Consider the following 12,437-nt stretch of genomic DNA (forward strand, 5'->3'; position numbering starts at 1 on the left):
CTATCAATGATCTCGCCGGGCATACCAGTTCCGGGGGGCTGCAGAAATGTGGGAACGGCCATCGAAGCCATACAGCCGGGTCGTCTCCGATGGCGCGTTCCCGGCCGGACATCAGCCGAACATGTCCTCGTAGATCCCCCGCGCCCACTCGAAGTCCTCGCCCACTGTTTCCGGCTTGCGTTCGTTGAAGTCGATCTGGGTCTGCTCGATGATGCCGAGATCATTGACCTTGTAGTCGAACTTCACCGAGATCGCTTCCTGCGGCTGGGTGCTGACCATCATGAAGCACAGGTTGTCGGGCAGGCGGTAGCCCGGCTGGCGGTCGGCCTCGCGCTCGGCGATGTAGTGGGTGACGATGCGCGCGTGCTGGTTGGCGACGTGGCCGGCCTTGGGATAGAAGGAGAACTGCGGCGACACGTAGCCGACCGCGTCGCCGATCACGTACACGTCCTTGTCGTCCTCGGCGTGCAGGAACAGCGGATCGACCGCGGCCCAGCCGTCCGGCCCGCCCTGGAAGGACTGGCCGACCACACCGGCTTTCCAGGCCAGGTCGCCGGCCTGGTGCGGCGCCATCAGGATCGCGTGGTCGAAGTCGAAATCGCCGGCGGCGGTCTTGATGCGCTTGTTGAACGGATCGACTTCCTTGACGTGAGCATTCGGCACGTAGGTGATGATGTCCTTGTACAGCTCCTGGAAGGCGGCCTTGAAGCCTGGGCCGATCGGCATCACGTCGGGCTTGTGGTCGAGGATGGTGATGCGGGCGTTGAGCTTCTTCGCCTTGAACAGCGAGGCGATCAGGCAGGCGCGCTCGTAGGGGCTGGGCGGGCAGCGCTGCGGCGGCGGCGGCAGGGTCATCACCAGGTCGCCGCCCTTGAAATCCTGGATGGCCTGCTTGAGGCGGAAGTGCTCGGCGCTGGGGATGTAGGCCGCCGGGAAGCGTGCGCGGGTGGCTTCGGCCGCGCGGCGGTCGTTGCCGAACCAGGCTTCGTAGTTGTAGCGGATGCCGGGCGACAGGATCAGGTAGTCGTAGTCGAGCGCGCCGGCGGCGGTGATGACGCGCTTGGTGTCGCGCGCGATCTCGAGGATCTCGGTCTGGATGAAGCGGTAGCCGAGCTCCTCGGACACCTTCAGGTAATCCTTGGTCAGGTACTGGGTGTCAACGACGTCCACCAGCCACTTGTTGCTCATCGGGCAGGAGAAGAAGTTCTGGTTGCGCTCCAGCAGCACTACTTCCAGGTGCGGCACCTGCTGGCGCAGGTACTTGGCGGCGGTGATGCCGCCCCAGCCGCCGCCGCAGATGACCACCCGGCGCGCCTTGCCGCGCGGGATCAGGGTCTCGGTGCTGCGCCCGACCAGCGGCGGCAGCGGGCGTTCGGTGCTTGCGCGCGGCACGGCCGCCTGGCTCAGGCCGGGCGCTGCCAGCGCGGCGGTGGCGATGCCGCCGCTCGCCGCCAGGAAGCGGCGGCGTGAAGCATTGTATTGATCAGTCATGGTGTTCCTCCCGATGATGTTTCAGCCGCCCCGGTGCGGGATGCCGCCGGAGCTTGATGTGCCGTGCGCAAGGCTCGGCCGTGGGGGTGGCGACCGAGGTCGCCTTGCCGGACGGCAGATATTCAGATCGGCCTGATGTGTCCGGCCGCCCGGGTGGCATGGCTGCCGTCCGGGCGGATTCTGCGAAGCGATGCCGGTCCGCGTGCCGGCTGCTTCAGTGCGCTTGCTGCGTTGTTTCAGCGCGGCCTGGCCGCGAGTTCGTGAAGCTGGGCGGCGAAGCGGGCTTCGTCGGTCTGCCGCAGGCAGCGCAGGTCCAGCCACAGCGCGTTGTCGGCGATGTGGCCGATGACCGGTACCGGCAGCCCGCGCAAGGCTTTTTCCAGCCGGTTCAGCAGACCGCCCTTGCGCTGCGGACGGCACACCAGCCCGGCGGAGGGCAGGCGGTCGACCGGCAGGCTGCCGGAGCCGATCTGCGAGCGCATCGGCTCCACGCTCACCGTCAGCGGCCACTCCGCCAGCGCGGTGGCCAGCGCCGGGCGCAGGCGTTCGGCCTGGGCGAGGATGTCGGTCTGGGCGCGGGTCAGCAGTCTCAGGGTTTCGAGCCGTTCCGGCAGGCGGTCGGGGTCGCGGTACAGGCGCAGCACCGCTTCCAGCCCGGCGAGGGTGATCTTGCCGACGCGCAGCGCGCGCTTCAGCGGGTTCTTCTTGATTTTGGCGATCAGCTCCCTGCGGCCGACCAGGATGCCGGCCTGCGGGCCGCCGAGCAGCTTGTCGCCGGAGAAGGTGACGAGGTCGGCGCCGGCGGCGATGGCTTCGCGCGGCGTCGGCTCGTGCGGCAGGCCCCAGGCTTCGAGGCCGGTCAGCGTACCGGAGCCGAGGTCTTCGACGAAAGGCAGGCCGTGGGCGTGGGCGATGGCGGCGATCTCGGCCTGCGACACCGACTTGGTGAAACCTTCGACCGCGTAATTGCTGGTATGCACCTTCATCAGCAGGCCGGTGCGCGGGCCGATGGCTTCTTCGTAATCGCGCGCGTGGCTGCGGTTGGTGCAGCCGATCTCGACCAGCCGCGCGCCGGCCCGCTTCATGATGTCGGGTATGCGGAAGGCGCCGCCGATCTCGACCAGTTCTCCGCGCGAGACGACGACTTCCTTGCGCTGGGCCAGGGTGTTGAGCAGCAGGAACACCGCCGCGGCGTTGTTGTTGACCACGGTGGCAGCCTCGCCGCCGGTCAGCTCGCCGAGCAGGTCGGAGACGAGGTCGTCGCGGTCGCCGCGGCCGCCGGAATCGATGTCGTATTCCAGCGCGCAGGGGTGGCGGGCAGCTTCGACCATCGCCGCGATCGCTTCCTCGGGCAGGGTCGCGCGGCCGAGGTTGGTGTGCAGCACGGTGCCGGTGAGGTTGAACACCTGGCGCAGCCGGGACTGGCTGTCGCGGGCGATGCGCTGGCGGATCGTGTCGATCAACGCAGGAACGTCAGGTGGTGTGCTGCCGTTCCGGGCTGCTTCACGTACCGCGGCAAGTTCGCTGCGGATGGCTTCGGTGACGATCTGGCGGCCGTGGGTGGAAATTTCAGCAACGATCGAGGGCTCGGCGAGCAGGCGGTCGACCGCGGGAAGGGAGGCAAGTGGGGATGTCGTCATGGCCTGGGCCCGCACCGGGCAACGAGGTCTATCGAAGGTTGAAGCGTAGTCGATTCCGGACTTCCTGGGGTGGGCCGGCATTGCCGGCCCGGTTCTTGGCTGTGGTGTTCAGCGGTCGGCCTGGGATTCGGCGACATCCCCCGGCACGAACAACGGATTCGGCCCGCTGCGCAGGTAGCCGGCTTCGTCGACCAGGATGTCCAGCGCCAGCGTGGCGAGGTCGTCGGCCACCGGGTCGGCGCTGGCGTCCTTGTCGCGCAGCACCTGCTTCAGGTAGCTGTGGCAGTCGTCGCAGACTTCGGCGCGCACGGTGTCGTGGGTGGTGTTGCCCGCGGCTTCGAGCACGCGGTAGGACACCTTGTCGGTTTCGCCGCAGCTTGTGCAGTTGGCGCGCACCAGGTTCCATTCGGTGTTGCACAGCGAACAGTGCAGGTAGCGCACGCCGGTGTATTGGCCGGCTTGGATCACGCTGGATACCGGCAGGCTGCCGCAGCAGGGGCAGACGCCGGGCACGTCGAGCCGGGCCAGGCCGGCCAGCGCGGGCTGGGCGGCCATCCAGGTCCAATACACCTGCAGCGCGGCGGCGATGAAGGGCAGGCGGGCGCTGTGCGCGGGGTCGTATTCGGTGCGCAGCACGCCATCGGCCAGACGTTCCAGTTCGGCTTCGTTGGTCGTGAGCAGCCCGGCCAGCACCGGGCGCAGTGCTTCGGGCGCATGGGCTTGCAGGCCGTCGGCGAGGGCGGCGAGATGCTTGTGCCAGACCGGGTCGCGCTGCCAGCCGTTGGTCGGCAGCACCGGCATGCCGTGTTCGCGCGCCTGCGTGCGCGCGGCATCGGACGGCAGGGGGATGGCCGGGTGGGCCTTCAGCAGGTCGTGCTGGATGCGGCTCAGGCGGGCGAGAAAGGCGAGCCAGTCGCCCAGGGCGTGGCCGTCGGCCAGGCGTTCGAAGCGCGCGGCACGGTCGGCGAAGACGCTGGCCGGCATGGGCTGCAGCACCGCGGGCGCTTCGGAGCACTGCTGCAGATTGGCGCCGGCGGCGGTTTGGGGCAGGTTCATGTGCTTCCTCACAAGGCGCGGCGGGCGGGGCCCGGTTTAACCGGACACCGCCCGCCGTGGGTCGGGGACAGGACCGATCAGTCCTTGCCCGTCATCTGGCGGTACCAGCCACGGTGGTGCTGCTTGGCCCAGGCCCGCGTCACGGTGCCGTAGAGCATGGCGCGGATGGTGCCGCGGGTCCAGATCGCGGCATACACGTGCACGAAGATCAGGCCGATCATGAACGCAGCGGCGGCGGCATGCACCACCACGGCGATGCGCACCAGCTCGGTCGGGAAGTCGAACTGGCTGCGCCACATCACCACGCCCGAGACGGTGATCAGCACCATGCACAGCGTCAGCAGCCAGAACAGCAGCTTCTGGCCGCCGTTGTACTTGCCTTGCTCGGGCATGTCGTGGTCGTTGCCGTCCACCATCTTGCCGACCTTGGACAGCCAGTCCCAGTCCTTGCCGCCCATGAAGTTGAGGCTGGCGAAGCGGAAGAACATGATGACGAAGAACATCGCCATCACCACGCCGATCCAGGGGTGCAGGATGCGCGCCCAGGTGCCGCCGCCGAACAGATTGACCAGCGGGAACAGCGCGGGGTGGAAAAAGGCCAGGCCGGACAGCGCGAGCAGGATGAAGCAGATGCCCACGATCCAGTGGTTGGCGCGCTCGGAGGCGTTGTAACGCTGCAGGTCACGCGGATTGCGGATCATTGTGCGTCCTCCTTTTCCATTTCCGCTTCGAGCTCCTTGGAGACCTCGTTCGGACCCTTCATGACGTAATGGAACAGGCTGCCGATGGCCGTGGCGCCCAGCGCGAGCAGGGCGAGCGGCTTGGCGACGCCCTTCCACAGCGCCACGGTCGGGCTGATCTGCGGGTTCTCCGGCAGGTCGGCGTACAGCGTCGGCTTGTCCGCATGGTGCAGCACGTACATCACGTGGGTGCCGCCGACGCCTTGCGGATCGTAGAGGCCGGCGTTCTGGTAGCCGCGATCCTTGAGGTCGTCGATGCGCGCCTCGGCGTAATGCACCATGTCCTCCTTGGCGCCGAACTTGATCGCGCCGGTCGGACAGGCCTTGGCACAGGCCGGCGCCTGGCCGACCGCGACGCGGTCGGAGCACAGCGAGCACTTGTAGGCCTTGTTGTCCGTCTTCGACAGCCGCGGGATGTTGAACGGACAGCCGGTGATGCAGTAGCCGCAGCCGATGCAGTTCTCCTGGTGGAAATCGACGATGCCGTTGGAGTACTGGATGATGGCGCCCGGCGAGGGACAGGCCTTCAGGCAGCCGGGATCGGCGCAGTGCATGCAGCCGTCCTTGCGGATGAGCCATTCGAGCCTGCCGTTCTCCTCGACCTCGGTGAAGCGCATCAGCGTCCACGTCTTGTCGTCGAGATCCTGCGGGTTGTCGTAGATGCCGACGTTGTTGCCCACTTCAGGGCGGATGTCGTTCCACTCCATGCATGCCGCCTGGCAGGCCTTGCAGCCGATGCAGGCGGACACGTCGATGAGCTTGGCGACTTCGGTGGTTTCGCGCACCTTGGGCGCCTCGGTGGTGGTCGCCGAGCGCCGCGCGATGTCTAGCGATTGCAGTGCCATGGGACCCCTCCTATGCCTTCTCGATGTCCACCAGGAACGCCTTGTACTCCGGCGTCTGGCTGTTGGCGTCGCCCACGAACGGCGTCAGGGTGTTGGTGATGTAGCCCGGTTTGGTCTCACCCTTGAAGCCGTAGTGCAGCGGGATGCCCACCGTATGCACCGTGCGGCCGTCCACCGTCAGAGCCTTGATGCGCTTGGTCACCACCGCCACGGCCTTGATGTGGCCGCGGTTGGAGCGCACGGTGACGACGTCGCCCTTGCGGATGCCCTTCTCGGCCGCCAGTTCCTCGGAAATCTCGACGAAGTGCTCCGGCTGGAGGATCGCGTTGATCTTCGAGGTCTTGGTCCAGAAGTGGAAGTGCTCGGCCAGGCGGTAGGTGGTGGCGACATAGGGGAACTCGTCGGCCTTGCCGAACACTTCCATGTCGCCCTTGTACACCCGTGCCGCCGGGTTGCTGACCACCGCGGGCACGTCCGGATGCATCGGGTTCTTGCCCAATGGCGTCTCGAACGGCTCGTAGTGCTCGGGGAAGGGGCCTTCCACCATGCCGGGCGCGAACAGGCGGGCAACGCCCTCGCCGGTCATGATGAAGGCGCCGACGCCCTCTTCCGGCGCGGCGTTGGGCCGCATGTCGGGCACGTCGTTGCCGCCCCAGGCCTTGCCGTTCCAGTGGAGGATGTTGCGGCTCGGGTCCCACGGCTTGCCGCTGGCGTCGCACGAGGCGCGGTTGTACAGGATGCGGCGGTTGGCCGGCCAGGCGTAGCCCCAGTTGAGCGACTGGCCGAGGCCGGTCGGGTCGCTGTTGTCGCGCCGCGCGGTGAGGTTGCCGGCCTGCGACCACATGCCCGAGTACAGCCAGTTGCCGCAGGCGGTGGAGCCGTCGTTGCGCAGCACGGCGAAGCCCGCGACCTGTTCGCCGGCTTTCACCGTGACGTTGCCGCTGGCGTCGGCCAGGTCGGCGACCGCGTAGCCGCTGATCTCGCGCGCCAGTTCTTCCGCGGACGGATGGGTGGCGATGCGGTAGGGCCAGTGCAGCTTCATCAGCGGCTCGGCGAAGGCGCCGCCTTCGGTGGCGTACATCCTGCGCAGCCGGGTGAACAGCTGGCCGAGGATCTCGGTGTCCTCACGCGTTTCACCCGGGCCGTCGGCGGCCTTCCAGTGCCACTGGATGACGCGGCTGGAGTTGGTGAAGCTGCCCTCGTGCTCGGCGAACAGCGCCGCCGGCAGGCGGAACACCTCGGTCTGGATCTGCGCCGGATCGACCTTGTTCAACTCGCCATGGTTCTTCCAGAACTCGGACGTGTCGGTGGCCAGCGGGTCGATCACCACCAGGTACTTCAGCTTCGACAGCGCGGCCGAGACCTTGCCCTTGTTGGCCACCGAGGCCAGCGGGTTGAAGCCCTGGCAGGCGAAGCCGTTCATGCGGCCCTGGTGCATGCGCTCGAACATCGCCAGCACGTCGTAGGCGGTGTCCTGCTTGGGCAGCCAGTCGTAGCCGAAGTTGTTTTCCGCAGTGGCGTTCGGGCCGTAGAAGGCCTTCAGCAGGCTGACGAAGAATTTGGAGTAGTTGCTCCAGTAGTTCATCTGCCCCGGGCGCAGCATCTTCGGCGTGCGCTTGGTGATGAAGCTCTCCAGCGTCGGCTCGGCGTCGGTCGGTTCGTGCAGGTAGCCCGGCAGGCTCTCGCCGAACAGGCACTGGTCGGTGATGCCCTGCACGTTGGCGTGGCCGCGCAGTGCGTTGATGCCGCCGCCGGCCACGCCCATGTTGCCCAGCAGCAGCTGGATCATCGCCATCGTGCGGATGTTCTGCGAACCCACCGAGTGCTGCGTCCAGCCCAGCGCGTACAGGATGGTCATCGTGCGCGTCGGCGCCGAGCATTCGGCGATCATCCCGCAGACCTTCAGGAAGGCATCCTTCGGCGTGCCGGTGATGCGGCTGACGGTGTCGGCGTCATAGCGCGCGAAGTGCTTCTTCATCAGCTGGAAGACGCAGTTCGGGTCCTGCAGCGTCGGGTTGACCCTGGCGTAGCCGTCCTCGCCCATCTGGTAGCTCCAGGTGGACTTGTCGTAGTTGCGCTTGTCAGCGTTGTAGCCGCTGAACAGGCCGTCCTTGAAACCGAAATCGGGGTTGATCAGGAAAGGCGCGTTGGTGTGCGTCTTCACGTACTCGTGCTGGATCTTGTCGTTTTCCAGCAGGTAGTGGATGACACCCGACAGGAAGGCGATGTCCGCGCCCGGACGGATCGGCGCGTAGTAGTCGGACACGGCGGCGGAGCGGGTGAAGCGGGGGTCGACGACGACCAGCCTGGCCTTGCGGCCCTGCTTTGCTTCCTGCACCCATTTGAAGCCGCAGATGTGCGCTTCGGCGGCGTTGCCGCCCATGATCAGGACGAGGTCTGCATTCTTGATGTCAACCCAGTGGTTGGTCATCGAACCACGCCCGAACGTCGGAGCCAGACTGGCTACCGTGGGAGCGTGTCAGATACGGGCTTGAGTATCGAATGCAACCGCGCCAAGGCCGCGCAGCACCTTGTGGGTGAGGTATCCCGGTTCGTTGGAGGCGGCGGAGCTGGCGAGGAAACCGAAGGTGTTCCAGCGGTTCACCGTCAGGCCGGCTTCGTTCCGTTCGATGAAGTTGGCATCGCGGTCGGCCTTCATGTGCCTGGCGATGCGGTCGAAGGCTTCGTCCCAGGAAATGCGCTTCCATTCGTTGCTGCCGGGTTCGCGCACTTCGGGGTGGGTCAGGCGCAGCGGGCTGTGGACCATGTCCAGCAGGCCGGCGCCTTTCGGACAGAGGCTGCCCCGGTTGACCGGATTGTCCGGGTCGCCCTCGATGTGGAAGATCCGCGCCTTGGCGTTCTTCGACTTGTCGCCCATCGAGTAGACCAGCGTTCCACAGGATACCGAGCAGTAAGGACAGATGCTGCGTGTTTCGGTTGCGTGCGCGAGCTTGTACTGACGAACCTCGGCCAGTGCCGCGGTGGGTGCGAAACCCATCGTGGCCAGGCTCGAACCCGTCATGCCCGCCGCGCAGACCTTGAAGAATCCGCGTCTCGAGACGTTCATGGCTCCCTCCGTCTTCGTTGGTTTGCAGGGCTGTTTTGACAGCTACTGCTTATGGGACCATAAAAGCCTATGAAATGTAAGGCATAGGTTTACCCTAGGTGGACGGGGCTCCATCCAGAAGGAATAAACGATCGGATGCCATTGGTTTTGAAGGAGTTAACCATGTTGCGGGGAGTCTCCGGCGGGTCGCCGGTGGGCGGCGATGCAGGACACCACGCTCAGCGACACCAGCGCGAAGGCGCAGACTTCCAGCACCGTCGGCAGCCGCTGTTCCCAGGCGAAGCCGTACAGCAGCGCGAACAGGGTCTCGAACAGGATCATCTGGCCCACCAGGGTCAGCGGCAGCAGGCGGCTCATGCGGTTCCACAGCGCGTTGCCGGCGATCGAGGCGAACAGGGCCAGGCCGGCGGCAACGCCGGCGAGGCGGAGCCAGTCGGCGGCGGTGTGCGACGAGCTGTCGAGCAAGGCTGCGAATGGCAGCAGCGCCAGTGTCAGGGCGCCGGTCGCGACGCCGGTCAGCAGGTTCCAATCGTGGGCGGTGATGCCTTGCAGCCGCCCCAGCCAGCGGCTGTTGGCGACGGCGAACCAGGTCCATGTCGCCAGCGCGCCCAGCGCGCACAGCAGGCCGGCGAGCTGGCGTTCAGTCGAGCCTGAAGCCGGCGCGGCCAGCGCCTGCCAGCCGATGCACAGCGCGCCGGCCGCGCAGAAGGCGAGCGAGAGCGTGAGCTTGCGCAGCGGCACCGCGCCCGCGTCGCGGCTGCCGATGATCGTCACCGCCACCGGCAGGAAACCGATGACGAGCGAGGTCATGGCGATGCCGCCGAGCTGCACCGCGGTGGACAGCAGCGCGTAGTAGGCGATGTTGCCGACCAGCGCCAGGCTGCCGGCGCCGAGCCATTCGCGCCGTGTCAGGCCCGGCAGCACGACGCGCCGCCGCGGCGCGAGCAGCGCGGCGGACAGCAGGCCGTAGAACAGATAGCGGCCGAAGGTCAGGTGCAGGGGATTGAAGTCGCTGACGAGTTCGGGCGCCAGGAATACCAGGCCCCACAAGGCGCCCGCACCGGCGCCGCAGAGGATTCCGATCGTGGTTTGCGAACCGCCCGGCATGTCTGTTTCCCTGATCTGATGAAGACGACAGGCTAGCCGCCCCTGGCGGGCGGGTCTTGTCGAAAGCTATCGGGTTTTGGGCTCAGGCTCCTGCGGCTTGCCGGCGATAGGCTGCCGGCGTCATGCCGCAGGCCTTGCGCACCGCGCGGGTCAGCGCGCTCTGGTCGGAAAAGCCGGCGCGCAGGGCGATCTCGGCGATCGGCAGCTCGGTCGTCGCCAGCCAGCGCAGAACCTGCTCCAGCCTGCGCTCGGCCAGCCAGGTGTGCGGCGTGGTGCCGAGCTCCTCGCGGAACACGGCGTGCAGCCGGCTGCTGCTCAGTTTCGCCTGTGCCGCCAGGTCGGCGACCGTCCAGCCGAGGACGTGTTCGGAGCCCATTGCGGCGAGCAGCGCGGCCAGGCGGGAAACCGGCCGTGGCGGCGCCTCCGCGAGCGCATCGAGCAGCAATGGCGTCCACAGCGCCATGTTCCGGGCCGGTGCACCGCCTTCCAGCGCCGCGCCCATGTAGTCGATCAGATGGGCCGCCGCTGGCGTGATGGTGACGAAACGGCGTGCCGCGAGCTTATCCAGCGCCAGAATGTCGGCATCGACTGCAGGCAGATCGACCACCAGGAAGCGGTTCGGCAAACGGCTCTCCTGCGCATGGCGCATGCCGGGCGGCACGTAGGCTGCCTGTGTCCGGTCGAGCCTTGCACCCTGCCCTTCGAGGTCGATTTCGAGCGATCCGGCCAGCGGCAGCACGAGCTGGGCGAAATCGTGGGCATGCGCGTGGCCGTCCGTGCCGTAGCTCCGGATCGAGATCGCAGGCGGTGGAGTGTCGGACGTATCCCGGTTCATGGCTGGCGATTATCCCGGGGTGCGGGCAGACGCGCCATTCGGGCTGACATGGGGTGATTCAGGAATGGCTGTCCGCCGCCGTAAGGTGGGAAGATGTTTTTTTGTCCGACCTGAAAGGAGCCATTCACATGACCCAGACCGCATCCGCCCCTTCCATTCTCATCGTCGGCGCATCGCGGGGCATCGGCCTTGGCCTGGTGCGCGAATACCTGTCGCGGGGCTGGCAGGTCATCGCCACCGAGCGCAAGCCTGCTTCCGACTCCGCGCTCGGCCGCCTGGCGCAGGCGTCGGCCGGTGCATTGCGCGTGGAAGCGATCGACATCGACAGGCCCGAGCAGATCGCCGCCTTGTCGGCGCGGCTGCAAGGTGTTTCGCTGGACGTCCTGCTCGTCAATGCTGGTGTGATCGACAGCCCCCGGCTGCCCATCGGCGAGGTGAGCACCGAGGAGTTCGTGCGCCTGATGGTGACCAATGCGCTGAGTCCCTTGCGCGTCATCGAAGCGCTGGCCCCGCTGGTCAAGCCGCAGGGCATCATCGCCGCGATGTCGTCGGGGCTGGGCAGCATCGCCAACAATGCCGATGGCGGCTCCGAGCTGTACCGCGCCAGCAAGGCCGCGCTGAACATGCTGCTGCGCAGCTACACCGCCCGCGCCGGTGGCGAGCGCACCGTGCTGGCCTTGATGCCGGGCTGGGTGCGCACCGACATGGGCGGCCCGGATGCGCTGGTCAACGTGGAAGACAGCGCGAAAGGGCTGGCCGACACCATCGCCCGCCACCAGGGCGAGCGCGGCACGATTTTCGTCGATTACCAGAACATGCCGATTCCCTGGTAAGGGGAATGATGGCGCGCGCGAGGGGGCTAAGGACCGGCCCGCGCCCTCGATCAGTCCAGGCCGGAGAAATCCGGCTTGCGCTTCTCGAGGAAGGCTGCGAAGGCCTCGCGGGCTGCGGGGCCTTGCGTCCGCACGACGAAGGCGTCGGCTTCCCGCTTGATGCGGGCCAGCACTTCGTCGGTATTCTTGAGCATGGCCTTGGTCTGGAGCACGGAGCCGGCGGGCAGCCGGCTCAGGCGCAGTGCCTGCTCCAGCGCGAAGTCCCGCACCGGCTGTTCGCTGACGACCCGATTGACCAGGCCGATCTCGCGGGCCTCGGCGGCGGACAGAGGGTCGCCGAACAGCAGGACTTCGGAAGCGCGCTGGTGGCCGGCGAGCCGCGGCAGCAGCAGGCTGGACGCGCCTTCGGGGATCAGGCCGAGGGCGACGAAGGGAAAGGAGAAGCGGGCGCTGTCCTGGGCATAGACCAGGTCGCAATGGAACAGCATCGTCGCGCCGACGCCGACCGCAAGTCCGTTGACGGCGGCGATCACCGGCTTCCTGGTCCGGACCAGGGCATTGAGGAAATGGAAGGGCGGCGCATCCACGCTGTCCGGCGGGTACTGCAGGAAGTCCTGCAGATCGTTCCCGGCCGAGAAGGCGTCACCCCTGCCGGTGATCAGGATCACCGCGACGGTGGCATCCGCGTCCGCCGCGACCAGGGCTTCACGCAACCGGTCGTACATCTCGCCGGTAAACGCGTTCTTCTTCTCGGGCCGGTTCAGCTCGATCACTTGAACGCCATGCTGGCGGGAGCACTCGATCATCCATGTTCTCCTGGTGG

At 67.1% G+C, this 12,437-nt stretch carries 10 protein-coding genes; 1 reads left to right on the top strand and 9 read right to left on the bottom strand.

All coding sequences use genetic code 11. The features are described 5' to 3' along the window. Positions 1 to 111 precede the first annotated feature (111 nt). The 8 genes from QM748_RS15825 to QM748_RS15860 form a co-directional block, all read right to left on the bottom strand. Entirely contained in the window at positions 112 to 1,491 is a 1,380-nt protein-coding gene (locus tag QM748_RS15825; RefSeq protein ID WP_415247867.1) for an FAD-dependent oxidoreductase, read from the bottom strand. A gap of 236 nt (positions 1,492 to 1,727) precedes the next feature. Continuing rightward, a complete protein-coding gene (gene selA / locus QM748_RS15830) occupies positions 1,728 to 3,131 on the bottom strand; it encodes an L-seryl-tRNA(Sec) selenium transferase (protein WP_415247868.1) in 1,404 nt (467 codons plus the stop codon). Between the two features lie 108 nt (positions 3,132 to 3,239). After that, complete coding sequence (gene fdhE / locus QM748_RS15835; RefSeq protein WP_415247869.1) at positions 3,240 to 4,187, bottom strand: formate dehydrogenase accessory protein FdhE; 948 nt, start codon at positions 4,185 to 4,187, stop codon at positions 3,240 to 3,242. A gap of 77 nt (positions 4,188 to 4,264) precedes the next feature. Then, positions 4,265 to 4,888 carry a formate dehydrogenase subunit gamma gene (locus QM748_RS15840; RefSeq protein ID WP_415247870.1) on the bottom strand — a complete coding sequence of 208 codons (624 nt, stop codon included), beginning with the start codon at positions 4,886 to 4,888 and terminating at the stop codon, positions 4,265 to 4,267. Then, on the bottom strand, positions 4,885 to 5,772 hold the full coding sequence (gene fdxH, locus QM748_RS15845) for a formate dehydrogenase subunit beta (protein WP_415247871.1): 888 nt from the start codon (positions 5,770 to 5,772) through the stop codon (positions 4,885 to 4,887). The genes QM748_RS15840 and fdxH overlap by 4 nt, the downstream gene beginning before the upstream one ends. Before the next feature lie 10 nt (positions 5,773 to 5,782). Then, positions 5,783 to 8,839: a formate dehydrogenase-N subunit alpha gene (gene fdnG / locus QM748_RS15850; protein ID WP_415247872.1), complete on the bottom strand. Its 3,057-nt coding sequence runs from the start codon at positions 8,837 to 8,839 to the stop codon at positions 5,783 to 5,785. 156 nt (positions 8,840 to 8,995) lie between these two features. Next, positions 8,996 to 9,946 carry a DMT family transporter gene (locus QM748_RS15855; RefSeq protein WP_415247873.1) on the bottom strand — a complete coding sequence of 317 codons (951 nt, stop codon included), beginning with the start codon at positions 9,944 to 9,946 and terminating at the stop codon, positions 8,996 to 8,998. 82 nt (positions 9,947 to 10,028) lie between these two features. Next, a complete protein-coding gene (locus QM748_RS15860) occupies positions 10,029 to 10,781 on the bottom strand; it encodes an AraC family transcriptional regulator (protein WP_415247874.1) in 753 nt (250 codons plus the stop codon). A 128-nt stretch (positions 10,782 to 10,909) separates the two neighbouring features. Between QM748_RS15860 and QM748_RS15865 the strand changes: the two genes are divergently transcribed. Further along, on the top strand, positions 10,910 to 11,614 hold the full coding sequence (locus tag QM748_RS15865; RefSeq protein ID WP_415247875.1) for an SDR family NAD(P)-dependent oxidoreductase: 705 nt from the start codon (positions 10,910 to 10,912) through the stop codon (positions 11,612 to 11,614). Positions 11,615 to 11,664: 50 nt separating this feature from the next. Here the strand turns inward: QM748_RS15865 and QM748_RS15870 are convergent, their stop codons facing one another. Continuing rightward, positions 11,665 to 12,420, bottom strand: coding sequence for an enoyl-CoA hydratase (locus tag QM748_RS15870; protein WP_415247876.1), 756 nt, complete (start codon positions 12,418 to 12,420; stop codon positions 11,665 to 11,667). Positions 12,421 to 12,437: the final 17 nt, after the last annotated feature.

Source organism: Thauera sp. (genome assembly GCF_047601425.1).
Taxonomy (GTDB): Bacteria; Pseudomonadota; Gammaproteobacteria; order Burkholderiales; family Rhodocyclaceae; genus Thauera.